The organism is Streptomyces sp. NPDC025793 (assembly GCF_055558375.1).
The window spans coordinates 397,909-424,800 of sequence record NZ_JBVHMR010000001.1 but is presented as its reverse complement, the minus strand read 5'-3'; the positions used below and the strand labels follow the sequence as shown (position 1 = coordinate 424,800).

General features: G+C 73.1%; 26 protein-coding genes and 1 riboswitch. Of the genes, 14 read left to right on the top strand and 12 right to left on the bottom strand.

Annotation, left to right across the window (positions count from 1 at the left end):
* Window positions 1–2 precede the first annotated feature (2 nt).
* The 3 genes from ACZ4MF_RS02035 (at window position 3) to ACZ4MF_RS02025 (ending at window position 4,925) form a co-directional block, all read left to right on the top strand.
* Window positions 3–1,043 carry an AAA family ATPase gene (locus ACZ4MF_RS02035; protein WP_467488904.1) on the top strand — a complete coding sequence of 347 codons (1,041 nt, stop codon included), beginning with the start codon at window positions 3–5 and terminating at the stop codon, window positions 1,041–1,043.
* A complete protein-coding gene (locus tag ACZ4MF_RS02030) occupies window positions 1,043–2,404 on the top strand; it encodes a DUF58 domain-containing protein (protein WP_467488902.1) in 1,362 nt (453 codons plus the stop codon). The genes ACZ4MF_RS02035 and ACZ4MF_RS02030 overlap by 1 nt, the downstream gene beginning before the upstream one ends.
* 136 nt (window positions 2,405–2,540) lie before the next feature.
* Window positions 2,541–4,925: a transglutaminase TgpA family protein gene (locus ACZ4MF_RS02025; RefSeq protein WP_467488900.1), complete on the top strand. Its 2,385-nt coding sequence runs from the start codon at window positions 2,541–2,543 to the stop codon at window positions 4,923–4,925.
* A gap of 105 nt (window positions 4,926–5,030) precedes the next feature.
* Here the strand turns inward: ACZ4MF_RS02025 and ACZ4MF_RS02020 are convergent, their stop codons facing one another.
* From ACZ4MF_RS02020 to ACZ4MF_RS02010, 3 genes are all read right to left on the bottom strand, one after another.
* The gene (locus ACZ4MF_RS02020) at window positions 5,031–5,414 is read right to left on the bottom strand and encodes a DUF3040 domain-containing protein (RefSeq protein WP_358650293.1); all 384 of its coding nucleotides are present in this window, start codon (window positions 5,412–5,414) and stop codon (window positions 5,031–5,033) included.
* A 277-nt stretch (window positions 5,415–5,691) separates the two neighbouring features.
* Window positions 5,692–6,519, bottom strand: coding sequence for a class I SAM-dependent methyltransferase (locus ACZ4MF_RS02015; protein WP_356020984.1), 828 nt, complete (start codon window positions 6,517–6,519; stop codon window positions 5,692–5,694).
* A gap of 194 nt (window positions 6,520–6,713) precedes the next feature.
* Entirely contained in the window at window positions 6,714–7,274 is a 561-nt protein-coding gene (locus tag ACZ4MF_RS02010) for an SAV_6107 family HEPN domain-containing protein (RefSeq protein WP_356020982.1), read from the bottom strand.
* A 178-nt stretch (window positions 7,275–7,452) separates the two neighbouring features.
* Here ACZ4MF_RS02010 and ACZ4MF_RS02005 point away from each other — a divergent pair, with 178 nt between their 5' ends.
* The 5 genes from ACZ4MF_RS02005 to ACZ4MF_RS01985 all read left to right on the top strand — a co-directional run bounded on the left by ACZ4MF_RS02005 (window position 7,453) and on the right by ACZ4MF_RS01985 (window position 13,536).
* On the top strand, window positions 7,453–8,229 hold the full coding sequence (locus tag ACZ4MF_RS02005; RefSeq protein ID WP_467488897.1) for an ATP-binding cassette domain-containing protein: 777 nt from the start codon (window positions 7,453–7,455) through the stop codon (window positions 8,227–8,229).
* A complete protein-coding gene (locus ACZ4MF_RS02000; RefSeq protein WP_467488895.1) occupies window positions 8,216–10,300 on the top strand; it encodes a YhgE/Pip family protein in 2,085 nt (694 codons plus the stop codon). Before ACZ4MF_RS02005 ends, ACZ4MF_RS02000 begins: the two co-directional genes overlap by 14 nt.
* Before the next feature lie 47 nt (window positions 10,301–10,347).
* Window positions 10,348–10,977, top strand: coding sequence for a TetR/AcrR family transcriptional regulator (locus ACZ4MF_RS01995; protein WP_467488893.1), 630 nt, complete (start codon window positions 10,348–10,350; stop codon window positions 10,975–10,977).
* Window positions 10,978–11,363: 386 nt separating this feature from the next.
* Window positions 11,364–11,966, top strand: coding sequence for a DUF4126 domain-containing protein (locus ACZ4MF_RS01990; RefSeq protein ID WP_467488891.1), 603 nt, complete (start codon window positions 11,364–11,366; stop codon window positions 11,964–11,966).
* 58 nt (window positions 11,967–12,024) lie between these two features.
* Window positions 12,025–13,536 (top strand): phytoene desaturase family protein, encoded by a 1,512-nt coding sequence (locus tag ACZ4MF_RS01985; RefSeq protein ID WP_467488889.1) that lies wholly within the window; start codon window positions 12,025–12,027, stop codon window positions 13,534–13,536.
* Window positions 13,537–13,567: 31 nt separating this feature from the next.
* Here ACZ4MF_RS01985 and ACZ4MF_RS01980 read toward each other — a convergent pair whose 3' ends face one another.
* From ACZ4MF_RS01980 to ACZ4MF_RS01955, 6 genes are all read right to left on the bottom strand, one after another.
* On the bottom strand, window positions 13,568–14,494 hold the full coding sequence (locus tag ACZ4MF_RS01980; RefSeq protein ID WP_467488887.1) for an SCO2102 family sporulation regulator: 927 nt from the start codon (window positions 14,492–14,494) through the stop codon (window positions 13,568–13,570).
* 56 nt (window positions 14,495–14,550) lie between these two features.
* Complete coding sequence (gene metF / locus ACZ4MF_RS01975; RefSeq protein WP_467488885.1) at window positions 14,551–15,474, bottom strand: methylenetetrahydrofolate reductase [NAD(P)H]; 924 nt, start codon at window positions 15,472–15,474, stop codon at window positions 14,551–14,553.
* 130 nt (window positions 15,475–15,604) lie between these two features.
* Window positions 15,605–16,252 (bottom strand): thiamine phosphate synthase, encoded by a 648-nt coding sequence (gene thiE / locus ACZ4MF_RS01970; RefSeq protein WP_467488883.1) that lies wholly within the window; start codon window positions 16,250–16,252, stop codon window positions 15,605–15,607.
* A 103-nt stretch (window positions 16,253–16,355) separates the two neighbouring features.
* On the bottom strand, window positions 16,356–16,721 hold the full coding sequence (locus ACZ4MF_RS01965; protein WP_158919883.1) for an Rv2175c family DNA-binding protein: 366 nt from the start codon (window positions 16,719–16,721) through the stop codon (window positions 16,356–16,358).
* Window positions 16,722–16,795: 74 nt separating this feature from the next.
* Window positions 16,796–18,028 (bottom strand): NAD(P)/FAD-dependent oxidoreductase, encoded by a 1,233-nt coding sequence (locus ACZ4MF_RS01960; RefSeq protein WP_356020960.1) that lies wholly within the window; start codon window positions 18,026–18,028, stop codon window positions 16,796–16,798.
* 32 nt (window positions 18,029–18,060) lie between these two features.
* Window positions 18,061–18,411 carry an avidin-fold protein gene (locus tag ACZ4MF_RS01955; protein WP_467488880.1) on the bottom strand — a complete coding sequence of 117 codons (351 nt, stop codon included), beginning with the start codon at window positions 18,409–18,411 and terminating at the stop codon, window positions 18,061–18,063.
* 53 nt (window positions 18,412–18,464) lie between these two features.
* Window positions 18,465–18,576: riboswitch (TPP riboswitch) on the top strand.
* Here ACZ4MF_RS01955 and thiO point away from each other — a divergent pair.
* The 5 genes from thiO to ACZ4MF_RS01930 all read left to right on the top strand — a co-directional run bounded on the left by thiO (window position 18,574) and on the right by ACZ4MF_RS01930 (window position 23,782).
* Window positions 18,574–19,758, top strand: coding sequence for a glycine oxidase ThiO (gene thiO, locus ACZ4MF_RS01950; protein ID WP_467488878.1), 1,185 nt, complete (start codon window positions 18,574–18,576; stop codon window positions 19,756–19,758). (Overlaps the previous riboswitch by 3 nt.)
* The gene (thiS, locus tag ACZ4MF_RS01945; RefSeq protein ID WP_467488876.1) at window positions 19,755–19,961 is read left to right on the top strand and encodes a sulfur carrier protein ThiS; all 207 of its coding nucleotides are present in this window, start codon (window positions 19,755–19,757) and stop codon (window positions 19,959–19,961) included. The genes thiO and thiS overlap by 4 nt, the downstream gene beginning before the upstream one ends.
* Before the next feature lie 3 nt (window positions 19,962–19,964).
* The gene (locus ACZ4MF_RS01940; RefSeq protein ID WP_356020954.1) at window positions 19,965–20,759 is read left to right on the top strand and encodes a thiazole synthase; all 795 of its coding nucleotides are present in this window, start codon (window positions 19,965–19,967) and stop codon (window positions 20,757–20,759) included.
* 143 nt (window positions 20,760–20,902) lie between these two features.
* On the top strand, window positions 20,903–22,819 hold the full coding sequence (gene pknB, locus ACZ4MF_RS01935) for a Stk1 family PASTA domain-containing Ser/Thr kinase (RefSeq protein ID WP_467488874.1): 1,917 nt from the start codon (window positions 20,903–20,905) through the stop codon (window positions 22,817–22,819).
* 69 nt (window positions 22,820–22,888) lie between these two features.
* Entirely contained in the window at window positions 22,889–23,782 is an 894-nt protein-coding gene (locus tag ACZ4MF_RS01930) for a deoxyribonuclease IV (RefSeq protein ID WP_467488872.1), read from the top strand.
* Between the two features lie 22 nt (window positions 23,783–23,804).
* On the opposite strand, the gene ACZ4MF_RS01925 is transcribed toward ACZ4MF_RS01930, so the two are convergent.
* Window positions 23,805–24,437 carry a sulfite oxidase-like oxidoreductase gene (locus ACZ4MF_RS01925; protein WP_467488870.1) on the bottom strand — a complete coding sequence of 211 codons (633 nt, stop codon included), beginning with the start codon at window positions 24,435–24,437 and terminating at the stop codon, window positions 23,805–23,807.
* A 184-nt stretch (window positions 24,438–24,621) separates the two neighbouring features.
* On the opposite strand from ACZ4MF_RS01925, the gene bfr reads away from it, so the two are divergent.
* Window positions 24,622–25,101, top strand: coding sequence for a bacterioferritin (gene bfr / locus ACZ4MF_RS01920; protein WP_467488868.1), 480 nt, complete (start codon window positions 24,622–24,624; stop codon window positions 25,099–25,101).
* Here the strand turns inward: bfr and ACZ4MF_RS01915 are convergent.
* Both ACZ4MF_RS01915 and ACZ4MF_RS01910 read right to left on the bottom strand, forming a co-directional pair.
* Window positions 25,098–25,340, bottom strand: a complete 243-nt coding sequence (locus ACZ4MF_RS01915) for a (2Fe-2S)-binding protein (protein ID WP_467488866.1) — start codon at window positions 25,338–25,340, stop codon at window positions 25,098–25,100. The two genes, bfr and ACZ4MF_RS01915, sit on opposite strands and share 4 nt — an antisense overlap.
* Before the next feature lie 160 nt (window positions 25,341–25,500).
* Entirely contained in the window at window positions 25,501–26,853 is a 1,353-nt protein-coding gene (locus ACZ4MF_RS01910; protein ID WP_467488864.1) for a class II 3-deoxy-7-phosphoheptulonate synthase, read from the bottom strand.
* Window positions 26,854–26,892: the final 39 nt, after the last annotated feature.

Genomic DNA, 26,892 nt, shown 5'->3' with positions numbered 1-26,892 from the left:
GGGTGACGACCTATGACGATCGAGCGAGCCTCACTGATCTGACCGCCACGGTGGAGCGGGTGCGGGATTCGGTGGAGGGCGTGATCGAGGGCAAGCCCGAGGTCGTACAGCTCGCGCTGACCGTGCTGCTCGCCGAGGGTCATCTGCTGATCGAGGACGTCCCCGGAGTGGGCAAGACGATGCTCGCCAAGGCGCTCGCGCGGTCCATCGACTGCTCGGTGCGGCGCATCCAGTTCACGCCCGACCTGCTGCCCTCGGACATCACGGGTGTCTCCATCTGGGACCAGCAGCGCCGGGACTTCGAGTTCAAGCCGGGCGCCATCTTCGCGCAGATCGTGATCGGCGACGAGATCAACCGCGCCTCGCCCAAGACCCAGTCCGCGCTGCTGGAGTCCATGGAGGAGCGCCAGGTCACCATCGACGGGCAGACCTACGAACTGCCCAGCCCCTTCATGGTGGTGGCCACCCAGAACCCGGTCGAGATGGAGGGCACCTATCCGCTGCCCGAGGCCCAGCGCGACCGCTTCATGGCCCGCGTCTCCGTCGGTTACCCGAGCGTGGAGGCCGAGTTGCAGATGCTCGATGTCCACGGCGGCGTGAGCCCCTTGGAGGACCTCCAGCCGGTGGCGCACGCGCACGAGATCGTGAAGCTGGTCGAGGCGGTGCGCGGGGTCCACGTCTCCGAGCCGGTCCGGCGCTACGCGGTGGAACTGGTCGCCGCCACGCGCACGCACCCCGACCTCAGACTCGGCGCCTCCCCGCGCGCGACGCTGCATCTGCTGCGCGCGGCGAAGGCGACCGCGGCCCTGGCCGGGCGGGAGTTCGCGCTGCCGGACGACATCCAGGCGCTCGCCGTCGCCGTCCTCGCCCACCGCCTGCTGCCCACCGCCCAGGCCCAGCTCAACCGCCGTACGGCCGAGCAGGTCGTGCACGAGATCCTCCAGCACACCCCGGTGCCCGCGGCGCAGGGCGGGCAGAGCGGCTTCGGCGGCCTCGGCCGCACCGTCCCGGCGTACCCCCAGCAGCCCCCGCGGAGCCTGTGATGAGCGCCGGGGGGACCGGGCAGGCGGCGGCCGACCAGAGCGAGACGGGCGGCGTCCGTACGGCCCTTTCGGGTCTGACGACCCGCGGCCGCTCCTTCCTGGCCGCCGGGATCGCCGCCGCGATCTGCGCGTACGTCCTCGGCCAGCGCGACCTGCTGCGGGTCGGCCTGCTGCTGGCCGTGCTGCCCCTGCTCTGCGCGACCGTGCTCTACCGCACGCGCTACCGGGTGGCCGCCACCCGCCGGCTCGCCCCCGCGCGCGTGCCGGCCGCCGGCGAGGCCCGGGTGCACCTGCGGATGGACAACGTCTCCCGGCTGCCCACCGGCCTGCTGATGCTCCAGGACCGGGTGCCCTACGTCCTCGGGCCGCGCCCCCGGTTCGTGCTGGACCGCGTGGAGCCGGGCGGCCGCCGCGAGGTCTCCTACCGGGTCCGCTCCGACCTGCGCGGCCGCTACCCGCTGGGCCCGCTCCAGCTGCGGCTCACCGACCCCTTCGGGATGTGCGAACTGACCCGCTCCTTCTCGGCGTTCGACACGCTCACGGTCATCCCGCGCGTGGAGCCGCTCCCCCCGGTCCGCTTCAGCGGCGAGGCCAAGGGCTACGGCGACGGACGGCAGCGCTCGCTGGCCCTCGCGGGCGAGGACGACGTGATCCCGCGCGGCTACCGCTACGGCGACGACCTGCGCCGGGTGCACTGGCGCTCCACCGCGCGCTACGGCGAGCTGATGGTCCGCCGCGAGGAACAGCCCCGGCGTTCCCGCTGCACCGTCCTGCTGGACACCCGGGGCGGTGCCTACGAGGGCGCGGGCCCCGACTCGGCCTTCGAGTGGGCCGTCTCCGGCGCCGCCTCGGTGCTGGTGCACATGCTCGAACGGGGCTTCTCGGTACGGCTGCTGACCGACACGGGCAGCGCGGTGCCCGGCGAGGGCGGCGACGGTTTCTCGGGCAGCGGCCCGGAGACCGCCGACGCGGCCGGGCTGATGATGGACACCCTCGCGGTGATCGACCACTCCGACGGCACGGGCCTGTCCCGGTCGTACGCCGTGCTGCGCGGCGGCAACGAGGGGCTGCTGGTGGCCTTCCTGGGCGACCTGGACGAGGAACAGGCCGCGACCGTCGCCAAGATGAGCCGGCGTGCCGGCGGCGCCGTCGCCTTCGTGCTCGACCCGGACACCTGGGTGCGCGAGGCGACCGACGTGCCCCGGCCGGGCGACCGGCACGAGGAGCGGCTGCGCGTACTGCGTGAGGCGGGCTGGACCGTGTTGAGCGTGCCGCGCGGAGCCCCGCTGAACGCGTTGTGGCAGCAGGCGGACCGGGTGCGGTCCGGGCTGGCCGCCGTGAGCGGGGAGACGGGGGCATGAGCGGGCGGCGCGGTGCGGCCGTGGTGAGCCGAGGGCGGGGGCATGAGCGAACGTTCCGGTCGGGCGCCGGTGCGCGGGGAGGCGGAGGCGTGAGGGAATGGCCCGGGCCGGCCCCGGTGCGCGGGGAGGCTTCGGGATGAGCGGGCGGGCACGACTGGCGCTGTGCGCCGCCGCGGCCACGCTGATGGCCTCCTGCGCGCTGCTGCCGCTGGTGGCCGCGCCGACCTGGCTGATCCAGCTGATCCCGCTGGTGGCCGTGCAGACCGGAGTCGGCGCGGCGGCCCGCCGGGTGCCGCTCGGCCGGCCGCTGACCGTGGCCGCGCAGGTGCTGGTCACCCTGCTCATGCTGACCCTGGTCTTCGCGCGCCGGCACGCGTTCATCGGGCTGATCCCGGGCCCGGGCACCTTCCGCTATCTGGCCGACCTGCTCCAGCAGGGCTCCACCGACGTCAGCGAGTACGCGATACCGGCGCCGCTCACCGACGGCATCAAGCTGATGCTGATCGGCGGCGTCCTGATCGTCGGCCTGCTGGTGGACACCCTCGCGGTGACCTTCCGCAGCGCGGCCCCGGCCGGGCTGCCACTGCTCGCGCTGTACTCGGTGGCCGCCGGGCTGTCCGGCGGCGGCGCCGACTGGCTGTGGTTCCTGGTGGCGGCGGCCGGCTATCTGATGCTGCTGCTCGCCGAGGGCCGCGACCGGCTGGCGCAGTGGGGCCGGGTCTTCGGCGGCGGGCCCCGCTCCCCCGGTGCCCCGGAGGGCGGCGCGGTGGCCCCGGTGCGCAGCGGACGCCGGATCGGCGCGCTCGCGCTCGGCGTGGCCCTGCTGGTGCCGCTCACCCTGCCCGCGATGAGCGGCGGCCTGCTGGGCGCCGCCGGCACCGGGGTGGGTGCGGGCAACGGCGACGGCGGCACCATCTCGGCGGTCAACCCGCTGGTGTCGCTGCGCGACAGTCTGAACACGAACGACGACCGTCAGGTGCTGTCCGTGAAGACCAGCACGAACGACGTCTCGGACCTGTACCTGCGGATCGTCTCCCTGGACGACTTCGACGGCACCACCTGGAAACCGGCCCAGCGGCACATCGTCGGCGTGCCGGACACCTTCCCCACGCCCATCGGCCTGAGCCCGGACGTCAAGCGGGGCGCGGTGACGACGACGATCTCGGCGGCGGACTGGTACGCCCAGGACTGGCTGCCGATGCCGTACCCGCCGAGCGCGGTGAAGATCGCCGGCCGCTGGCGCTACGAGCCGGTCGGCATGACCCTCGTCGGTGACCACGGCCAGAACACCCGCGGCGAAACCTACCAGGTGACCAGCCTTGACGTGCAGCCGACGGCCGAGCAGCTGGCCGCCGCGCCGGAGCCGCCGTCGGTCCTGAAGCGCCAGTACACGCAGGTGCCGGCCGCGCTGCCGAAGGTGGTGGCGCAGACGGCGAAGCAGATCACCGCGGGCGCCCGCAACCACTACGAGGAAGCGGTCAAGCTCCAGGACTACTTCGCGCTCACGGGCGGCTTCCAGTACGACACCCAGGTGGAGGTCGGCCGCGGGCCGAACGCCATCGCCAACTTCCTGAAGAAGAAGCAGGGTTTCTGCGTCCACTTCTCCTTCGCCATGGCGGCGATGGCCCGCACCCTCGGCATCCCGGCCCGGGTCGCGGTGGGCTTCGCCCCGGGCACCCCGCAGACCGACGGCACGGTCACGGTGAGCCAGAGGGACGCGCACGCCTGGCCGGAGTTGTACTTCGAGGGCGTGGGCTGGACCCGCTTCGAGCCGACCCCGACCCGGGGCACCACGCCGTCGTACACGGTGTCGGACACGCCCGGCACCTCGCTCCCGGACCAGGGCCTGCCCTCGCACCACTCGTCCGCGGCGCCGTCGACGGCGGCCTCGCCGAGCGAGAGCTGCTCGGCGGCGCTGGTCAAGATCCAGGGCTGCGACACCGCGTCGGCCGTGGCGGCGCCGGGGAGCGGTGGCGGCGGCGCGGGCCCGTGGTGGGCCGTGCTGATCGGGTTGGCCGCGCTGGTGGTGCTGGCCGTTCCGCTGTCGCCGCTGCTGTGGCGGGCGCGGGTGCGCTCGGTGCGGCTCGGGGCGCATGCCCGCACCGAGGAGGGCGCGGCGCGGCACACCCTGGCGGCCTGGCAGGAGCTCACGGACAGCGCCTGGGACCACGGCATCACACCGGACGAGTCGCTGACCGCGCGCAGAGCGGCCGACCGGATCGTCCGGCTCGGCGCGCTGGACGCGGCGGCCGGTGCGGCGGTGCACCGGGTCGCGGACGCCGTGGAGCAGGTGCTGTACGCGCCGCGGCCACGCCCGGCGGCGGGAGCCGCGGAGGATGTGCGCCGGGTGATCGAGGGGCTGCGCGGCGCGGTCGGTACGGGTGCGCGGCTGCGGGCGCTGTTCCTGCCCCGCTCGTCGGTGCGGGCGCTGTGGGCGGTCTCGGCCCGCTGGTCGGCGCTGCGGGCCCGGGTGACGGCGGTCCGGCCGAGCCTGCGCCGGCCGTCGGAGCAGCAGAGCTGAGCCGCCACCGGCCCAGGAGGCGCAACAACGTGTGAGGGGCGACCACCTCGGGTGGTCGCCCCTCGCACGTTGTCTGTCGGTGCCGGCGGAATCCGCCGCGCGGCGCTAGCGGCCCTGCTCGTCCCGGCGGCGCTGCCAGCGCTCTTCGATCCGGTCCATCATGGAGCGCTTGGGACGCGGCTGCCGGCGAGCGGTGCCCGCGGGCTGCTCACCCGGCTTCGGCGCCTTGCGCCAGCCGGTCACGGCGAGTACGGCGCAGCCCAGCATGACGAGGAAACCCACCACGCTGACCCAGATCAGCTGCGCGACCATTCCGGCCATGAGGAGCGCGATACCCACGAGGAAGCCTGCGACCGCCTGGTAGACCCGACGCCGGGTGTACGTACGCAGACCGCTTCCCTCAAGCGCCGACGCGAACTTGGGATCTTCGGCGTACAGCGCTCGCTCCATCTGCTCGAGCATGCGCTGCTCGTGCTCCGAGAGCGGCACGGAGTCCTCCTCATCGTGCAGTCGCCGGGGCGACCCGGGGGGTCCCTTCAGGATAGGCAGGGAATCGCCCCCGTGAAACCCGCCCCTCTACGCCAATTGGCCAACCGGATTCCGCCATGGCCGTCCCGGCTCGCTGAGGCTTCCATGCCCCTGCGACCGGCCCGTCATGCCGGGCGGTGTACCTCGATCATACGGCGCAAACCCCACGATCGGGGGTCTTGTGTCGTACTCCATCCGCCGTCGATGCCCTGATCAGCGGCGGGTCCCGGCCGTGGACTCAGGCCCCTGCGGCACCCGGTGTCTCACCGAGCACATGCAGTTGGGTGGCCACGGAGTGGAACGCGGGCAACTCCGCTGCGGCGGCCTCCAGCTTGAGGAGGGCGTCGAGGGCGCCGGGCTCGGTGTCCACCAGGACACCGGGGACGAGGTCGGCGAAGACCCGCACGCCGTGCACGGCGCCGACGGCCAGGCCCGCGCCCTCGACGAGCGCGGTGAGCTGCTCGGCGGTGAAGCGGCGCGGCATCGGATCGCCGGTGCCCCAGCGGCCGTCGGGGTCCTGGAGCGCCTGCCGGGCCTCCGTGAAGTGGCCGGCGAGGGCGCGGGCGAGCACGGCGCCGCCGAGGCCGGCGGCGAGCAGGCTGAGGACGCCCTCCGCGCGCAGGGCGGCGACGGCGTTGCGCACGCCCTCGGCCGGGTCGTCGACGTACTCCAGGACGCCGTGGCACAGCACGGCGTCGTAGCCGCCGCGCTCGACCACGTCGAACAGGCCGTGTGCGTCACCCTGGACGCCCCGGACCCGGTCGGCGACGTCGGCCTCGGCGGCCCGGCGTTCCAGCGCGAACAGCGCGTTCGGGCTGGGGTCGACGACGGTCACGCGGTGGCCGAGGCGGGCGAGCGGCACGGCGAAGTTGCCGCTGCCGCCTCCGGTGTCGAGGACGTCCAGGCAGTCCCGTCCCGTGGCCTTGACCCGGCGGTCGAGGGCGTCCTGGAGGACCTCCCAGACCACGGCCGTACGGAGGGAGGCGCGAGGGCGAGGGGTGTCGGAGCGCAGCGACGCCCGTTGCGGGTGGTGATGGGAGACGGGCGGGCGCATCGGGTCCGACACGGCAGTTGACTCCTCGGCAGGGCGGAACGCTTCAGGCAACCTCCACCCTATTGCCTCGGATGCCCCGCCGGTCACCCACGGCCGCGCAGGTCGCGGTGCGTCTCGCACGGCGGACGCCGCTGCGGTCGTCCCCTTCGACCGCCCCTCCGACCGCCGCCGCGGGCGCTCGCCCCCGGCTCGCCCCGGGCCGTGGGTCAGCCCGCGTCCGGAAGGCCTCCCCGGGTGCTCGGGCCGGGTGGCTCCCCGGCATCCCTGCGAGGCTGCGGCAGGACCGGCTGGAGGACGAGCATCCGCTCCACGATGCGCAGGAACATCGCGACGTCGCGTATCAGGTCGTCGGCGTCGCGCTGTCCGGCCGCGCCCTGGATGCCGGCCTCGGCGCGGGCGCGGCGGGCGGCGCCGGAGGCGAACAGCGCGCTCCACTCGGTCAGTTCGGGGGCGATCTCGGGCAGTACCTCCCAGGCGCTGCGGATCCGCGCGCGGCGGCGCGGGTTGGTCTCGGGGCGGCCCCGGGCGGCGAGCACGGCGGCGGCGGTGCGCAGGGCGGCGAGGTGAGCCGTCGCATAGCGCTCGTTCGGAGTTTCCAGGACGGCGGTCTCCTCCAGTCCCGCGCGGGCCTGGGCGAGCAGGTCGAGGGCGGCGGGTGGAGCCGTGGTCCGGCGGAGCACGGGGTGCACGTCGCTCGCCGGGCCGGTCGGTGAGGGGGCAGGGCCGGTGGCGCGGCGCCGGCGGGCGGCGGCGGACGGGTTGGCCATGACGAACCTCCTGTCGTCTGGGTGACGGCACGCCCTCACACGGGTGCGCCGTATGTGCCCATCGTGAGGTATGCCACTGACAATCCGTTCTGACCTGGGGTTTTGCTTCGATCGAAGGTTCAGGCGTATTTTTGCACTGACCAGTCAGTTCAAAAACGGCGATCAGGCAGGGGGGCTTGTGGACGGCGTGGACGTCACGGCCGAGGGCCTCGGACTCAAGGGACCGCGGGGGTGGGCCTTCCGCGGCCTCACCTTCGACGCGGAACCCGGCTCGCTCATCGCGATCGAGGGACCGTCCGGCTCCGGCCGCACGAGCCTGCTGCTCGCGCTCACCGGGCGGATGAAGCCCACCGAGGGCACGGCTGCCGTCGGCGGGCTCGCCCTCCCGCGGCGCATGGCCGCGCTGCGCAGGATCAGCGCGGTGGCCAACGCGGCCGGGGTGACCGACCTGGAACCGGCCCTGACCGTCGGCGAGCACCTGCGCGAACGGGCGCTGCTCCAGAGCCGGTTCGGCGACTCCCTGCGCGAGCTGCTGCGCCCCCGCCCCCAGCGCGCGCACGAGGCGCGGCTGCGCGTCGACGCGGCGCTGGCCGCCGCCGGACTCGACCTCGAAACGCTGCCCAAGGGCTCCCGGACGGCCGTCCGCGACCTGGAGCGGCTCCAGGAGCTGCGCCTGTCCATCGCCCTGGCCCTCCTCGGCCGGCCCGGGCTGCTCGGTGTCGACGACGTCGACCTGAAGCTCTCGGACACCGAGCGCGCCGAGGCCTGGGACCTGCTGCGGTCCGTCACGCGCACGGGGGCGACGGTCGCGGCCGTCTGCCGCACCGCACCCGCGGACTGCGTGGCCGTGCGGACCGGGGCGAGGGACACCGCGGCCCCGGCCGGCGAGGAAGCCGCGGCCGACAGGAGCGGCGGCACCAGCGACACCGAGGAGGACGCCGATGCGCTCGCCTAGGCTGGCCGCGCTCGAACTCAGGCGCTTCGGGCGCGGGAAGCTGCCCCGCGCCGCCCTGGTCGCGCTGCTCGTGCTGCCCCTGCTCTACGGCGCCCTGTACCTGTGGTCCTTCTGGGACCCGTACGGCCGCCTGGACCGCATCCCGGTCGCCCTGGTGAACGACGACAAGGGCGCCACGGCGGGCGGGAAGGAGATCACCGCCGGGGACGACATCGTCGCCGGGCTGCGCGACAGCCGGACCTTCGACTGGCACGAGGTGAGCGACGACGAGGCCCGCGCGGGCGTCGAGAACGGCACGTACTACCTGTCGCTGACGATGCCCGCCGACTTCAGCCGCCGGATCGCGTCCAGTTCGGGAGACACCCCCGTCACCGGCGCCCTGCGCGTGCGTACCAACGACGCGAACAACTACATCGTCGGCCAGATCTCCCGGACCGTCTTCAACGAGGTGCGCTCGGCCGCCTCCGCCAAGGCCTCCCGCAGCTTCCTCGACAAGATCTTCGTCTCGTTCTCCGACATCCACGGCAAGACCGTCACCGCCGCCGAGGGCGCCGACAGGCTGAACACGGGCATCGGCAAGGCGGAGAAGGGCTCCAAGGACCTCGCCGACGGACTGAAGGACGCCAAGACCGGCAGCGGCAGCCTGGCCAAGGGCCTGAAGAAGCTGGACTCCGGCGCCGGTGACCTCCAGAACGGCTCCCGGCAGGTCGCCGACGGCACCCAGGAACTCGCCGACAAGGTCGACGGGGTCCACGACAAGGCCGGACCGTTCCTGAAGGGCAACGAGAAGACCATCGGGGACACCGCCCGGCTGGTCTCCGACTCGGCGAAGACCGTCAAGGACAACCTCGACGTCCTGATGAAGCTCGCGCCCGTCGCCGACAAGACCGCGCACGGCTCCGCCGCCCTCCTCGACGAGATCTACAAGGCGCGCTGCGAGACCGCCGTCCTCCCGGACCCCGTCTGCCCGGACCTCAAGCGGGCCAGGACGGCCGCCGACGAGGTCGCCACCGTCGCCGACGACCTCGACACGCTGGTCGCCGACCAGGACGGCGACCTGAGGACGATGCGGGCCAACCTCGGCACCCTCCAGAAGCAGGCCGACGCCCTCGCCGCGCGCGCACCGCACCTGTCCGAGGACGTCGACGACGCCGTCAAGAAGATCGACGAGCTGAACGACGGCGCCCAGAAGGTCGCCGCGGGCGCCAAGAAGCTGCACGCCGGCCTCGGCACCGCCCGGACCGGCGCGGACACGCTCGACCGGGGCATCGGCACGGCGGCCACCGGCGCCCAGACCCTGAACGGCGGCATGTACAAACTGTCCGACGGCTCCGACCGGCTCGCCGGCGGGCTGCACGACGGGGCGAAGAAGATCCCGGACTACGACAAGGGCCAACGCGACGCACGCACGGGCGTGATGGCCGATCCGGTCCAGCTGGCCTCCCAGGACCTGCACAAGGCACCGAACTACGGCACCGGGTTCGCCCCGTACTTCATCCCGCTGTCCCTCTGGGTGGGCGCGATGGTGGCCTACATGCTGATCCAGCCGCTCAACCGGCGTGCCCTGTCGGCCGGTTCGCCGGCCTGGCGGATCGCGCTCGCCGGCTGGCTGCCGGTGGTCGCCGTGGGCGTGCTCCAGGTGGCGGCGCTGATGGCCGTGCTGCACTGGGCGATCGGCCTCCAGATGCTGCACGCGGCGGGCACGGTCGGCTTCCTGTTCCTGGTCACCGCGTGCTTCGGGGCGATCGTCCAGTGGCTGAACGCCCGCTTCGGCGCGGCGGGCCGGATCCTGGTGCTGGCCCTGCTGATGCTCCAGCTGACCTCGGCGGGCGGCACGTACCCCGTGCAGACCAGTCCGGGCTTCTTCAACGCGATCCACCCGTTCCTGCCGATGAGCTACATCGTGGGGGCGCTGCGCCGGCTGATCACGGGCGGCGGGCTCGGCCCGGTCTGGCAGGCGTGCGCCGTGCTGGCCGCGTTCACCGCGGGCGCGCTCGCGCTGACCGCCGTCGCGGCCCGGCGCCGCCAGGTGTGGACGCTCGACCGGCTGCACCCGGAGCTGAGCCTGTGATCCCCGAGGAGACTCGGCACGCGCGCGTACCTGTGAGAATCGGGGCCATGGAAAGCAGCAGCGCCAGGTCCGGCGGCAGCACGCGCCGCGAGGCCACCCGGCAGAAGCTCTACGAGGCGGCCGTCACGCTCATCGCCGAGCAGGGCTTCTCCGCCACCACCGTGGACGAGATCGCCGAGCGGGCCGGGGTCGCGAAAGGCACGGTCTACTACAACTTCGCGAGCAAGTCGGTCCTCTTCGAGGAACTGCTGCGGCACGGTGTGGGCCTGCTCACCGCCTCCCTGAAGGAGGCCGCGGAGGACACCGCGCGCGTGGGCGGCAGCAAGGTGGACGCGCTGGACGCGATGGTCCGCGCGGGCCTGGTCTTCATCGACCGCTACCCGGCCTTCACCCAGCTGTACGTGGCCGAGCTCTGGCGCACCAACCGGGCCTGGCAGTCCACGCTGATGGTGGTCCGTCAGGAGGCCGTCGCGGTGGTCGAGGGGGTGCTGCGCGAGGGCGTGGCGGGCGGGGAGTTCAGCGACGAGATCGACGTCCCGCTGACGGCGGCCGCGCTGGTCGGCATGGTCCTGGTGGCCGCGCTGGACTGGAAGGCCTTCCAGCCGGAGCGCTCCCTGGACGACGTCCACGCGGCCCTGTCCCGACTGCTCCAGGGACGCGTGAGCGGCGGGGGCTGAGCGCCGCCGTCGCAGAGCAGGGGAAAGGCGCCGGTCCCTTGCCGGACCGGCGCCTTCCCGTTCCCCTTGTTCCCCCGGTTTCCCCTTGCTCCCCGTACTCCCCGTACGGTTCTCCCCCGTCGGTCCCCCGTGGGCGGTCGTTCCCCCGGGCCCCCGTCTCGCTTCCGCCGACGGATCGGCGGAAGGAGCGGCCAGGTGGCGGGCGCCGTTCCGCCGCCCCGTGTCGGCGGTGCCGGGCCGCGCCCCCTTGCCGTGCCTCCACTGTCCCGTCCGCACGGGTCGCGGCCCATCCGCGCGGGTACTCATCTCGCCGCCTAGGTACGGATACTCAGCCGTACGCGCGCGTGCCCACGCCCGCGGGCCCGCGCCTGGCTACGATCGCGTCCGTGTCCGTACTCCCCCTGGTCTTCACCAGCGGCTGGGCCAGCGGCGTCAACGCCTACGCGGTGGTGCTGCTCCTCGGCCTGTTCGGCCTGACGGGGGTGAGCGACGACGTCCCGCAGACGCTGCAGCGTCCCGAGGTGCTGATCGCCGCCGGCGTGCTGTTCCTGTGCGAGGCGGTCGCCGACAAGATCCCTTACGTCGACTCGGTGTGGGACTCGGTGCACACGGTGGTCCGGCCGCTCGCGGGCGGCTGGGTGGGCGCCCTGCTCGCCGGGCACAGCGGCTCGGTGTCGGACGTGGCGGCCGGTCTGATCGGCGGCTCGACGGCGCTGGCCAGCCACACGGTGAAGGCCGGGACGCGGATGGCGGTCAACACCTCACCGGAGCCGTTCAGCAACGTCGTGCTCAGCCTCGCCGAGGATCTCGGCGTGGGCGGCGTCGTGTCGCTCGCGATGTTCCACCCGCGGGCGGCGGCGCTCGTCGCGGCCGTCCTGCTGGCCGGCGGGCTGACCGTGCTGGTCCTCCTGGTCTCCCGCATCCGGCGCTTCCTGCGCCGCCGCGCCCAGCGCCGGGAGGAGCGCCGGTTCGCCTCACGGGCGCCCTGACCTGTACGGGGGCCGCCCGCGGGCGGGATTGTCAGTGGCGGTCGATAAAGTCGCAGGCATGGCACGGATTGTGGTGATCGGCGCCGGGATGGGCGCGATGGCGGCCGCCGCCCGGCTGGCCGTCGCGGGCCACCGGGTGACGGTGTACGAGCGGACGGACACGTACGGCGGTGCGGTGCGCCGTCTGGAGCGGGACGGGTTCGCCTTCGACACCGGCCCGGGCCTGCTGACACTGCCCGCGGTGTACCGCGATCTGTTCGTCAAGACCGGCAAGGAGCCGCTGGAGGACTGCGTCGAGCTGGTCCAGGTCGACCCGTCCGCGCGGCACGTCTTCGCGGACGGCACGGAGGTGTCGGTGCCGAACGCCTCGCGCGCGGGTGTGGTCTCGGCGCTGGAGGGGGCGCTGGGCGCGGGCGCGGGCGAGCGCTGGGGCGACTTCCTGGTACGGGCGCGGGAGGCCTGGGACCGCACGCGCAGGCCGCTTCTGGAGGAGCCGCTGTGGCCCAACTGGCGGGTGCTGGCCGACAAGGAGCCGTACCCGGGCGTCCCGCACAAGCGGCTGCTGCGCACGCGGCGCGCGAGCACGCTGGCCGAGATCGGCGCCTGGGAGCTGCGCGACGAGCGGCTGGCGGCCCTGCTGGCGAGCAGCGCGCTCGCCCACGGCCTGGATCCGCGGACCGCCCCGGCGAGCGCCGCCGTGCTGCCCTACATGGAGCACGCCTTCGGCACCTGGTATGTGCGCGGCGGCATCCGGGAGTTGGCGCGGGCGGTGTACGAGCGGTGTGTGAAGCGGCGGGTGGAGTTCGTCTTCGACGCGGAGGTCATGCGCATCCTGGACCAGGACGGGCGGGCCACGGGCGTGGAGCTGCGGGACGGCACGGTGGCCGAGGCCGATCATGTCGTGGCGGACGTGGACCCGGCGCGGCTGAAGGTGATGACGGATCGTCCGCTCGACCAGGACGGAGATGTCCGGGCCGACCCGTTCACGACCCGTCCGGGGCGGTTCGCCGTGCTGCTGGCCCTGCGGGGCGGGCGCGAGGCCGGGGCCGCGCATCGCACGGTCGTCCACGCGCCGGACCCGGTGTCCGAGCTGGACTTCCTGGCCTCGGCGGAGGGGGACCGGCCACCGTGGCCCACGGTGACCGTGCTGCGCCCCGACGATCCCGCGCTCCGACCGGACGACGGGCACGAGTCCATGGTGCTGTCCGCGGTGGTGCCGAGCGCCGTCGACTGGGACGACCAGGGCATGGTCCGGCGGTACACGGACCATCTCCTCGACGCCGCCGGGGCCGCGATACCGGGCCTGCGGGACCGCGTCCTGTGGCAGGAGGTGCGCACGCCGGACGACTCCGACGACGAGACGAGTGCCTTCCTCGGCGCGGTGCCGGCCCCCGCGCTGGCCGCCGGCCGGGGCCGTTACCTGCACCCGGCGAACACCACCCGGCTGCCCGGGCTGTACCGGGTCGGCGGCTGGTCCCACCCGGGCGGCGGCCTGGCGCACGCGGGCATGTCGGGTGCGCTGGTGGCGGGGCTGATCGTGGAGGGCCCGGAGTTCCGCGGCTCCCAGTGAGCCGGCCCGGGCCCGAGGCGCGGTAACGGCCTCAGAAACGGTACTGCTCGTCGTACCCGGCGCCGGGCTGCGGCTGCTGCGCGTGGCCGTGCGCCTGGCCCTGGTAGGGGTACGGCTGCTCCTGCGGGAGTTCGCCGCCGTAGGCCTCGTCGGTGCGCTGCTGCGGCACCCACACCCCGCCGGGCGGGGTCTCCCCGTAGCCGCCACCGGCGTACGGGTCCTGGGCGTAGCCCTGCTGGCCGTACTGCCCGGCGTAGCCCGCGTCGTACCCGCCGCCGTAGGGCTGGCTGCCGACGTACGGGTCGGAGTAGTTGGCGTAGGCCTGCTGATCGCCGGCGGCGTAGCCGTAGCCCTGCTGACCGTAGCCCGAGTAATCGTAGGCGTAGGCCTGCTGGCCGGTGCCCTGGGGCTGGGCCGCGTGGGTGGCGGTCTCGCCGTAGACGCCGTAGGAGCCGGTGTCCTCGGGCATGGGCTGGGGCTCGTAGACGGCGGTACTTTCCGCGGGCCGGGCCGGGGTGAAGACGTCGTCGCGGTCGTAGTCGTCGTAGCCCTCGTGGCCCTGCGCGTAGCCGGGCTGCCCGGGCTCGTGCTCGTCCTCGTGGGCGGCGGGCTCCGCGTCGGAGACCTCCAGCGTCGGGTCCTGCCGGTCCGCCCTGCCGCGGCGGCGCTTGCTGCCGACGCTGCCGGCGTCGCTCTCGCCGTCGGGCCGCTTGACCGCCCAGCCGGCGGCGAAGCCGCGGCGGAACGACAGCGTGACGTAGGTCTGGCCGACGGCGAAGGCGATGGCGCCCACGCCGATCACGATCACGGACGGCAACAGCACACCGACCACGACACCGAGGAACCCGGCGAAGGCGAGCAGCCGCCACCGCAGCCGCGCCTTGTACTGAAGCAGCACTTCGCCCAGCAACCACAGCGCGACGACACCGAACGCGATGTAGAGGACCGTCCAGCCCATGTACGCCCCTCTCCCAGTGACCGCTACGCAGTGTGTCCTATCGCGGTGCGGCCGGTCTAGGCCTGCGGGGGGTGGTGCAGACCCAGGTTCTCGTAGATTTCCAGGGTCGCCGTGGAGTTGTTGAGCGTGATGAAGTGCAGTCCGGGCACTCCCTCGGCGAGCAGCCGAGCGCAGAACTCCGTGGCGAACTCGATACCGATGGAGCGTACCGCCGCCGGATCGTCCTTCGCTGTGAGGATCCGCTCTTTCAGAGCGTCCGGGAAGACCGCATTGCTGAGTTTGGGCAACCGTTCCAGCATCTTCACGCTGGTGACAGGGAGGACCTCGGGGATCACCGGGGTGTCACAGCCCGCGGCCGCCACCCGGTCGCGCAGCCGGAGATACGACTCCGGCTGGAAGAACATCTGCGTGATGGCGTAGTCGGCGCCGGCGCGGCACTTGTCCACGAAGTGGGCGACGTCGGTGTCCCAGTCCGCGGAGCGCGGGTGCATCTCCGGGAACGCGGCGACGCCGACGCAGAAGTCGCCCGACTCCTTGATGAGCCGGACGAGATCGGCCGCGTAGGCCAGGCCCTTGGGGTGCTGGACCCACTGGCCCATGGGGTCGCCGGGCGGGTCGCCGCGCACGGCGAGCATGTTGCGGATACCGGCGTCCGCGTACTGGCCGATGATGTTGCGCAGCTCGGCGACGGAGTGGTCGACCGCGGTGAGGTGGGCGACCGGGGTGAGCGTCGTGTCGGCGACGATCTGCTGCGTCTCCTTGACCGTGCCCGCGCGGGTGGAGCCGCCGGCGCCGTAGGTCACGGAGACGAAGTCGGGCGCGACCGCCTCGACCCGCCGGAGCGCGCTCCACAGGTTCCGCTCGCCCTTGGGGGTCTTCGGCGCGGAGAACTCGAACGAGTACGTCGTCTTGCCGGCGGCGAGCATGTCACGCACGGTGCGTGCGCGATCAGTCCTGGTGGATGCGGTTCCGAGGGCCATACGGGCAGGTTAGCCAGGGGGCGGCGGTCCCCCAACCGGGTGCCGGAAATTTGCCCGAATTGTCGCTCTCCTGTCCGCCCCTTGGACAAATTCATGGACAGGGCCGGCCCGGCATCACCCGCGCCGGACCTCAGAGCTGCCGCAGCCGCTTGGCGAACTCGGCCGCGGCGGCACCCGGGTCGTCCGCCTCCGTGATCGCGCGGACGACGACCACCCGGCGGGCGCCGGCCTGCAGCACCTCGTCGAGGTTGCCGAGGTCGATGCCGCCGATGGCGAACCAGGGGCGCTCGGTGCCGAGGGCGGCCGTGTAGCGCACCAGGTCGAGGCCGGGGGCGTGGCGGCCGGGCTTGGTGGGGGTGGGCCAGCAGGGGCCCGTGCAGAAGTAGTCCACGCCGTCCTGCGTGGCGGCCGCGGCGGCCTCGGACCCGGCGTGTGTGGAGCGGCCGATCAGCACCTCGTCGCCGAGGACGGCGCGGGCCGCGGGGACGGGCAGGTCGCCCTGGCCGAGGTGGAGCACGTCGGCGCGGGCGGCGTGGGCGACGTCCGCGCGGTCGTTGACCGCGAGGAGCCTGCCGTGCCGGGCGCAGGCGTCGGCGAAGACCTCCAGGTGCGTCAGCTCCTCGGCGGCCTCCATGCCCTTGTCGCGCAGCTGCACGATGTCGACACCGCCGGCCAGGACCGCGTCCAGGAATTCGGGCAGGTCGCCCTGGCGCCTGCGCGCGTCCGTGCACAGGTACAGGCGGGCGCCTGCGAGCGCGGTGCGTGCGATGTCGGACATGCGTGGGTCCCCCCGGGGTCGGTGTCGCTGACGGACGTCGGGGTGGCGTACGGGCCACTGCTCACGGCTGCGGCCCGTACGCCCCCTCGTGGTAGGGCTCGGCTCAGACGGCGAGCGCCTGGGCGCGGCGCTTCACCTCCGTGCCGCGATTCTCGCTCAGGGCCTGCGCGGGGGTGCCGGGCAGGGTCGGGTCGGGAGTGAAGAGCCACTCGAGCATCTCTTCGTCCGTGAAGCCGTCGTCCCGCAGGAGCGTCAGGGTCCCGGTCAGGCCCTTGACGACCTTGTCCCCGTCGATGAAGGCGGCGGGGACGTGCAGCGCCCGGTTCTCCCCTCGGCGTACGGCGATGAGCTGGCCCTCCTTGACCAGCTGCCGCACACGCGTCACCTCGACGCCGAGCATCTCGGCGATGTCGGGGAGGGTGAGCCAGGCGGGGACGAGAGCATCGATCTTTGCGTCAATCTCGGTCACGTGAACAAGCCTGCCATCCCCCGCTGACAGTCGGAAGTCAGGCAGGTCCAGGCGGGAGGGTGTGGGAGGGTGTGCTATTCGGCGACGGCGTCCTTCAGGGGCCTGCCCGGATCCGCCAGCGCCCGCGCGTCCATCCTGCGGCCCGCCTCGATCAGCCTGCGTCCCTGGGCCAGGTCGCGCGGGCGGCCCACGGCCAGCAGGGCCACCAGGCGGTCCGCGCGCAGCCAGCACACCGTCCAGGCCGGGCCCGCCGGGTCGCCGCGCCACACCAGTCGGTCGGCCGCCGCGTGGTGCCCGGCGTACTGCACGAACCGGCCGAACTGCTCGGACCAGAAGTACGGCACCGGGTCGTACTCCGTCGGGGTCTCGCCCATGATGTTCGCGGCGACCGTGCGCGGGCCCTGGAGGGCGTTGTCCCAGTGGTGGACGAGCAGCCGCTCCCCGTAGCGGGCCGAGGGGAAGGAGGCGCAGTCGCCGACGGCGTACACGTCCTCGACGCTGGTGAGCAGGCGGGCGTCGGCGACGATCTCGCCGTGGGCGCCCAGCTCGATGCCGGAACCGGCCAGCCAGCCGGTGGCCGGGCGGGCGCCGATGCCGACGACGACGGCGCCCGCGGGCAGCCGCGTGCCGTCGGCGAGCACGACCGCGCCCGGCTCGACGCGCTCCACGCGCGCGTTGGTGCGCAAGGTGGCCCCGCTGTCCGCGTACCAGGCGGCCATGGGTGCCGCGACCTCCGCGGGCAGGGCACCCGCGAGCGGCCGGTCGGCGGCCTCGACGACGGTGACGGCGCAGCCCGCCGCGCGCGCGGCGGTGGCGAACTCGGCGCCGATCCAGCCGGCGCCGACGACCACGATCTCGTGCTGCTCGGCCAGGACCGGCCGCAGCCGCTCGGCGTCGTCCAGGGTGCGCAGCAGATGCACGCCCGGCACGCCCTCGGTGCCCGGCAGGGTGATCGGCTCGGCGCCGGTGGCGAGGACCAGAACGTCGTACGGCACCGGGCCCGCCTCGGTGTCCAGCTCGTGCGCGGCGGGGCGCACGCCCAGCGCCTCGCAGCCGAGCCGCAGCTCCACGCCGAGCGACTCGAAGTCCACCTCGAAGGCGGAGTCCTCGGCCTTGCCGAGGAGTACGGCCTTGGACAGCGGCGGCCGGTCGTAGGGCTGGTGCGGTTCGGCCCCGATCAGGGTGACGGCGCCCTTGAAGCCCTGCTCGCGCAGGGCGACCGCGGTCTGCACCCCGGCCATGCCCGCGCCGACGACGACCACGCGCCGCCCCGGTGACGTGCGTTCTTCCGCTGTCTGCTCGCTCACCCGATCACCATAGACACGTGACAATCCGTCAGTCATGGGGCGTGCTCGGTGACCTGTTCCACAACACTCGTCCCGCTCCCCGCCTGCGACTCCCACTCCCAGGTCTCCGCGAGCCGCACCCGCCCGTCCGGCAGCTCCGCGACCGTGGACACGCAGTGGCCGCTGGAGGTCGTCCCGTCGGTCTTCAGCTGGACGTAGCGGAAGTCGAGCCGGTCCCCCTCCCGGGTGCCGACCAGATGGCCGCGGACCACGTCGCCGCCCGCGTACTCGGCCCAGATCTCGCCGTCCTTCTCGTGGTACAGGAACCGGGTGCGCGTACCCACCTGACCTGGGGCTTGGTCCGCGACCGGGGCGAGGATCAGTCCGTCGAGCGAGCGGGCCATGGGCAGGGGCTCCCTTACGGGTGAGGCGGGCTGCGGGCTAGGGTGGCCACCGTACAAGCACTCGCGGGAGCCCGGACGCACCGGGCTGAGAGGGAGGCTGGCGGCCTCCGACCGTACGAACCTGATCCGGGTCATGCCGGCGAAGGGAGGGGCTGGACGCCCATGTCGTCACGTACGTCCGACACGTCCGACGTCCTCGTCATCGGGGGCGGAATCATCGGCCTGGTCACGGCCTGGCGCGCGGCGCAACGCGGGCTCGCCACGGCCGTGGTGGACCCCGAGCCCGGCGGCGGGGCCGCGCGGGTCGCGGCCGGGATGCTGGCCGCGGTCACCGAACTGCACTACGGCGAGGAGACCCTGCTCGCCCTCAACCTCGAATCGGCGCGCCGCTACCCGGACTTCGCGGCCGAGCTGACCGAGCTGACCGGCCACGACCTCGGCTACCGCCGCTGCGGCACCCTCCAGGTCGCGCTCGACGCCGACGACCGTGCCCACCTGCGCGAACTGCACGTCCTCCAGGAGCGCTGCGGCCTGGAGTCGCAGTGGCTGTCCGGGCGGGAGTGCCGGCGCCTGGAGCCGATGCTGGCGCCCGGGGTACGCGGCGGGCTGCGGGTCGACGGCGACCACCAGATCGACCCGCGGCGGCTCGCGGCGGCGCTCGTCGTCGCCTGCGAGCGCTCCGGCGTGGTGTTCCACCGCGCGTGGGCCGAGAGGCTGGACGTCACGGCCGGCCGCGCCGCAGGGGTCACCCTCGCCGACGGCACCACGCCGCGCGCCGGGCAGGTGGTGCTCGCGGCCGGCAGCCTGAGCGGGCGGCTCGCGGGCGTGCCCGAGGCGCTGCTGCCGCCGGTGCGGCCGGTGAAGGGGCAGGTGCTGCGGCTGGCCGTACCGCGCGCGTACGCGCCGTTCCTGAGCCGCACGGTGCGAGCCGTCGTCCGCGGCGGCCATGTCTACCTGGTGCCCCGGGAGAACGGCGAGCTGGTCGTCGGCGCGACCAGCGAGGAGCTGGGCTGGGACACGACGGTCACCGCGGGCGGGGTGTACGAGCTGCTGCGCGACGCCCATGAGCTGGTGCCGGGCATCACCGAGCTGCCGCTCACCGAGACCCGCGCCGGAGTGCGCCCCGGCTCGCCGGACAACGCGCCGCTGCTCGGCCCGTCCGGGCTGGACGGGCTGGTGCTGGCCACCGGGCACTACCGCAACGGGGTGCTGCTCACGCCGGTCACCGGCGATGTCATGGCAGGGCTGCTGGCCGACGGCGAACTGCCGGAGGAGGCCCGCCCGTTCACACCGCGGCGCTTCGGCGCCGTCGGCACGTCCGCCGTCCTTCAGGAGCAGCCCGCATGACCATCTCGATCTCCGTCAACGGAGAGCGCCGGGAGATCGCCGCGGGCACCGCGCTCGACTCCGTCGTCCGCTCCCTGGTCGCCGCGCCCTCCGGGGTGGCCGCGGCCGTCAACGAAACCGTCGTCCCGCGTGCGCAATGGGCGAACACACCGCTGGGCGAGGGCGATCGCGTGGAAGTCCTCACCGCCGTACAGGGGGGCTGAAGCATGGCCGACGATTCCTTGGTCCTCGGGGGTACGACGTTCTCGTCGCGGCTGATCATGGGTACGGGCGGGGCGCCCAGCCTGGAGGTGCTGGAGCGGGCGCTGATCGCCTCCGGCACGGAGCTGACGACGGTCGCGATGCGGCGGGTGGATCCCTCCGTGCACGGCTCGGTGCTGTCGGTGCTGGAGAAGCTGGGCATCGGCGTGCTGCCGAACACGGCGGGCTGTTTCACCGCCGGGGAGGCGGTGCTGACCGCGCGGCTGGCCCGGGAGGCGCTGGGCACGGACCTGATCAAGGTGGAGGTCATCGCCGACGAGCGCACCCTGCTGCCGGATCCGGTGGAGACGCTGGAGGCGGCGGAGACGCTGGTGGACGAGGGGTTCACGGTGCTGCCCTACACCAACGACGATCCGGTGCTCGCGCGGAAGCTGGAGGACGCCGGGTGCGCGGCGGTGATGCCGCTGGGCTCGCCGATCGGGTCGGGGCTCGGTATCCGCAACCCCCACAACTTCCAGTTGATCGTGGAGCACGCGCGCGTACCGGTGATCCTGGACGCGGGGGCCGGTACGGCGTCCGACGTGGCGCTGGCCATGGAGCTGGGCTGCGCCGGGGTGATGCTCGCCTCGGCGGTGACCCGGGCGCAGGAGCCGGAGCTGATGGCCGCCGCGATGAGGCATGCGGTCGAGGGCGGCCGGCTGGCCCGGCTGGCCGGGCGGATCCCCCGCAGGCACTTCGCCGAGGCGTCGTCCCCCACGGAGGGGATGGCCCGGCTGGATCCCGAGCGGCCGGCGTTCTAGATCTCCGCGCGTCTGTGCGCGTCTGTGCGCACGCCCGTGCAGGCGGACGGGCGTGCGGGATGCGTCACAGGTCGGCTTCAGTAGCCGGCGGGAGGCGGGCTCGGATCGGGGTTTGTCGGTCGGTCCTCGTAGACTCCCCTCTCGTGGATACGACCCTTCAGGACCCCCTCGTCGGGCAGGTGCTCGACGGCCGTTATCGCGTCGACGCGCGGATCGCCGTCGGCGGGATGGCCACGGTCTACCGGGCCCTGGACACCCGGCTGGACCGCGTTCTCGCGCTGAAGGTGATGCACCCGACGCTCGCGGCCGACGGCACCTTCGTCGAGCGGTTCATCCGTGAGGCGAAGTCGGTCGCCCGGCTCGCCCACCCCAACGTCGTCCAGGTCTTCGACCAGGGCACCGACGGGTCGTACGTGTACCTGGCGATGGAGTACGTCGCCGGGTGCACCCTGCGCGACGTGCTGCGCGAGCGGGGGGCGCTGCAGCCCCGCGCGGCCCTCGACATCCTGGAGCCCGTCCTCGCCGCGCTCGGTGCCGCGCACCGGGCCGGGTTCGTGCACCGGGACATGAAGCCCGAGAACGTGCTGATAGGCGACGACGGGCGGGTCAAGGTCGCCGACTTCGGGCTCGTGCGCTCCGTGGACACCGTGACCAGCACCACGGGCGCCGTGCTCGGGACCGTGTCGTATCTCGCGCCCGAGCAGATCGAGCAGGGCACGGCGGACCCGCGCGTCGACGTGTACGCGTGCGGTGTCGTGTTCTACGAGATGCTGACGGGGGACAAGCCGCACTCCGGGGACTCCCCCGCCCTGGTGCTCTACAAGCACATACACGAGGACGTGCCGCCGCCCTCGGCGCTGGTGCCGGGGCTCGCGCCGGAGCTGGACCGGCTGGTCGCGGCGGCCACCGCGCGCACCCCGGAGGTCCGCCCGCAGGACGCCGTGGCGCTGCTCGCCCGGGTGCGCGAGGCGCGCCAGGGGCTGAGCGCCGAGCAGCTGGACACGGTGCCGCCCCAGGCGCTGTCCGCGGAGCACGACAACGCCGGGGACCGTACGAGCGTGATCCCGCGCTCGCTCACCGTGCCCCGCCCGCTGCCCGTGGGCGAGCACGAGTCCCTCGACGGCGTCCAGCGCACCAGCCGGCTCCAGGCCCCGCCCGTGCCGCGTCGCAGGCGCCCGAAGCACCTGCTGCTGACCGTCATCGCCGCTGTCCTGGTGGTGTTCGGCCTGGGCACGGGCGTCTGGTACATCAACTCCGGCCAGTTCACGCACGTCCCGCCGCTGCTGTCGAAGACCGAGGCGCAGGCGCGCGAGCGGCTGCGGGCGGCCGGGCTCGACGTCGGGCCGATCAAGCGCCAGTACAACGACGCCGTCCAGCGCGGCACGGTCATCAGCACGGACCCGGCGCCCGGCGCCCGCATCCGCGGCCACGACGCGGTGGCCCTGACCGTCTCGCTGGGCCCGGAGACGGTGAACGTGCCGGACGTGACGGGCCGGCCGCTGGCCGAGGCGCGCAGACTGCTGAAGGCGGACGGGCTGGAGCCGGGCATGGTCACCCGGGAGTTCAGCGACAGCGTCACCGAGGGCTCCGTGATCGGCACGACCCCGCAGGCGGGCACCAAGCGGCACGCGGGCGCCGCCATCGCGCTGGTCGTCAGCAAGGGCAGCCCGGTCGGCGTCCCGGACGTCACCGGCGACGATCCGGCCGACGCCCGGCAGACGCTGACCGACGCCGGGCTGAAGGTCGTGATCGCGCCCGACCGGATCAACTCCGAGTACGACAACGGCAAGGTGGCCCGGCAGAGCCCGGGCGACGGCAGCCAGGCCGCGACGGGCGACACGGTGACGCTGACCCTGTCCAAGGGCCCGCAGATGGTCCAGGTGCCGGACGTGACCGGGGACAGCGTGGCCGACGCGCACAAGGCGCTGGAGGGCGCGGGCTTCAAGGTGAGCGAGGACCGCGGTCTGCTCGGCCTGTTCGGGGACACCGTGAAGAAGCAGTCGGTGCCGGGCGGCGGCACGGCCCCCAAGGGTTCGACGATCACGATCACCATCCGCTGACCCGTGGCCCCGTGGGGGCCGACGGGGACCGTGGTCCGGCGGCCGGGGCGGGCATGACACCCTGAACGGGTGAGTCCCCAGCAGTCGCCGCTTCCCCGTGTCCCCCTGCCCCGCAACCCCGTCGGCGGGCACGTGCCCGTGGCCGGCGGCCTGCACACGGTCGGGCTGTCGTACGCCCGCGCGCTGAAGGCGGAGACCGTGCAGGTCTTCGTGGCCAACCCGCGCGGCTGGGCCACGCCCGTCGGCAACCCCCGGCAGGACGAGGCGTTCCGCGCGGCCTGTGCCGAGGAGTCGATCCCGGCGTACGTCCACGCCCCCTACCTGATCAACTTCGGATCGCACACCGAGGCGACCGTGGAGCGGTCGGTGGAGTCGCTGCGGCACTCGCTGCGGCGCGGGCGGGAGATCGGCGCGCTGGGCGTGGTCGTGCACACGGGGAGCGCGACCGGCGGGCGCGAGCGGTCGGTGGCGCTGCGGCAGGTGCGCGAGCGCATGCTGCCGCTGCTGGACGAGCTGACCCACGACGACGACCCGTTCCTGCTGCTGGAGTCCACGGCCGGGCAGGGCGCCTCGCTGTGCTCGCGTACCTGGGACTTCGGGCCGTACTTCGAGGCGCTGGACGCCCATCCGAAGCTGGGCGTGTGCCTGGACACCTGCCACGTCTTCGCCGCCGGCCACGACCTGACCGGCCCGAGCGGCATGCACCAGACCCTGGACCTGCTGGTGGAGACGGTCGGCGAGGGGCGGCTGAAGCTGATCCACGCCAACGACTCCCAGGACGTGGTGGGCGCGCACAAGGACCGGCACGCGAACATCGGCGCCGGACACATCGGCGAGGAGCCGTTCCGGGCGCTCATGGCGCATCCGGCGACCGAGGGCGTGCCCCTGATCATCGAGACACCCGGCGGCCGGGAGGGGCACGCGGCGGACGTGGAGCGGCTGAAGAAGCTGCGCGACGCCTGACCCCGCACCGGGGCGCCGGGCGCTACAGCTCCGGGCCCTCCCCCGGTTCCTCCTGGTAGGAGTAGCGCTGTTCCTTCCAGGGGTCGCCGATGTTGTGGTAGCCGCGTTCCTCCCAGAAACCGCGGCGGTCGGCGGTCATGTACTCCACGCCCCGGACCCACTTCGGGCCCTTCCAGGCGTACAGGTGGGGGACGATCAGGCGGACCGGGAAGCCGTGCTCGGCGGTGAGCAGCTCGCCGTCCTTGTGGGTGGCGAAGATCGTGCGGTCGGAGGCGAAGTCCGACAGGCGCAGGTTGGAGCTGAAGCCGTACTCCGCCCAGACCATCACATGGGTGACGTCCGGCGCGGGCGGGGCCAGGTCCAGGATCGCGGCGGCCGGGACGCCGCCCCACTCGGCGCCGGTCATGCTGAACTTCGTCACGCAGTGCAGATCGGCCACCACGGTGGTGTACGGCAGGGCCGTGAACTCCTCGTGGCCCCAGGTGTGCTTGTCGCCGTCGGCGGTGACACCGAAGACCCGGAACTCCCAGCGCTCGGGGCGGAACTTCGGGACGGGTCCGTAGTGCGTGACCGGCCAGCCACGCTGGAGCCGCTGACCCGGCGGGAGCTCGGACCCTGTCGCCGCTCCAGACTCTCGCTCCACCGGATGACCCATGTATCCATCCTGACAGACCTCGGGCAGTGCCCTTGACCATCCCTCCGCCGTTCCCCACGAACCGGACATCGAGCGTCAAGTCAGGGCGAACTTACTAAGCGTCCACTTACTGGACGATCTTCGTTGCCGATGCAATCATGCGGCCTCACACCTCCCCCCGTCCCCCGTGGAAGGAGCCGCTGCGATGCAGGGCGACCCCGAGGTCATCGAGTTCCTCAACGAGCAGCTCACCGGCGAGCTGACCGCGATCAACCAGTACTTCCTGCACGCGAAGATGCAGGAGAACTTCGGCTGGTACAAGCTCGCCAAGTACACCCGGCACGAGTCGTTCGACGAGATGAAGCACGCGGAGGTGCTGACCGACCGGATCCTGTTCCTGGAGGGGCTGCCGAACTACCAGCGGCTGTTCCACGTCCGTGTCGGGCAGAGCGTGAAGGAGATGTTCGAGGCGGACCGGCAGATCGAGGTGGAGGCGATCGACCGGCTCAAGCGCGGCATCAAGGTCATGCGCGAGAAGGGCGACATCACGTCCGCGAACATCTTCGAGGACATCCTCGCCGACGAGGAGAACCACATCGACTACCTCGACACCCAGCTGGAGCTGGTGGAGAAGCTCGGCGAGGCGCTCTACATCGCGCAGGTCATCGAGCAGCCGGAGAGCTAGGCCGCTTCCGCGATCCCGGGCGTCGGCGGCAGCTCGGCCAGCACCGGCCTGCCCTGGTCGGCGAGCTCGCGGCGGGGGCAGGCGCCGCGGCCGAGGAGGGCCTGGATACGGCGGACGCACGAGCCGCAGTCCGTGCCCGCCTTGCAGGCGGAGGCTATCTGGCGGGGGGTGCAGGCACCGCCCTGCGCGTGCTGCTTGACCTGCTCCTCGGTGATGCCGAAGCAGCTGCACACGTACACGCGGATTCACCTCCCGCCGGGATTTCCGTATTGCCGCCGTCCCCTTGACCGGTGAGGCAAACCTAACCTTACCCGTCGGGCAGGGTCCGCAAAAGTGGGAAGGGGCGCGGATCGTATGTGATCCGCGCCCCAGATCGTCCCGGGCCTGTCGGCAGGCCGGTCACTGGTTCCGGTACATCTCCGCGACCAGGAAGGCCAGGTCGAGCGACTGGCTGCGGTTCAGCCGCGGGTCGCAGGCCGTCTCGTAGCGCTGGTGCAGGTCGTCGACGAAGATCTCGTCGCCGCCGCCCACGCACTCGGTGACGTCGTCGCCGGTCAGCTCCACGTGGATGCCGCCCGGGTGGGTACCGAGGCCCTTGTGGACCTCGAAGAAGCCCTTGACCTCGTCGAGCACGTCGTCGAAGCGGCGGGTCTTGTGCCCGGAGGCCGCCTCGAAGGTGTTGCCGTGCATCGGGTCGGTCACCCAGGCCACCGTCGCACCGGACGCCGTGACCTTCTCGACCAGCTCGGGGAGCTTGTCACGGATCTTGTCGGCACCCATGCGGACGATGAAGGTCAGCCGGCCCGGCTCCCGCTCGGGGTCGAGACGGTCGATGTACTTCAGCGCGTCCTCGGCCGTCGTCGTCGGGCCGAGCTTGATGCCGATCGGGTTGCTGATCCGCGAGGCGAACTCGATGTGCGCCCCGTCCAGCTGGCGGGTGCGCTCACCGACCCAGACCATGTGCCCCGAGACGTCGTACAGCTTGCCGGTGCGGGAGTCGACCCGGGTGAGGGCGGACTCGTAGTCCAGCAGCAGCGCCTCGTGCGAGGAGAACAGCTCGACGGTCTTGAACTCCTCCGGGTCCGTGCCGCAGGCCCGCATGAAGTTCAGCGCGCTGTCGATCTCCCGCGCGAGCTGCTCGTAGCGCTGGCCCGACGGCGAGGTCCGCACGAAGTCCTGGTTCCAGGCGTGCACCTGGCGCAGGTCCGCGTAACCGCCGGTGGTGAAGGCACGCACCAGGTTCAGCGTGGACGCCGAGGCGTTGTACATGCGCTTCAGCCGCTCGGGGTCCGGGATCCGGGACTCCGGCGTGAAGGCGAAGCCGTTGACGGAGTCGCCCCGGTACACCGGGAGGGTCACGCCGTCGCGGGTCTCGGTCGGCTTGGAGCGCGGCTTGGAGTACTGCCCCGCGATCCGGCCGACCTTCACCACGGGCACGGCGGCCGCGTAGGTGAGGACGGCACCCATCTGGAGCAGCGTCTTCAGCTTGTTGCGGATGTGGTCCGCGGACACCGCGTCGAAGGCCTCGGCGCAGTCGCCGCCCTGGAGGAGGAACGCCTCTCCCTTGGCGACGGCCGCCATCCGGGCGCGCAGCTGGTCGCACTCGCCCGCGAAGACGAGCGGCGGATACGACTCGAGGTCCGCGATCACTGCGCGCAGAGCCTCAAGGTCGGGGTACTCGGGCTGCTGCGCCGCGGGCAGGTCTCGCCAGGTGTTGCCAGCGCTCGCGCTGGTCTTAGCGTTCACGGTCACCCTCTATACCTTACGGGGTGCGGTCACCGACCCCCTCAT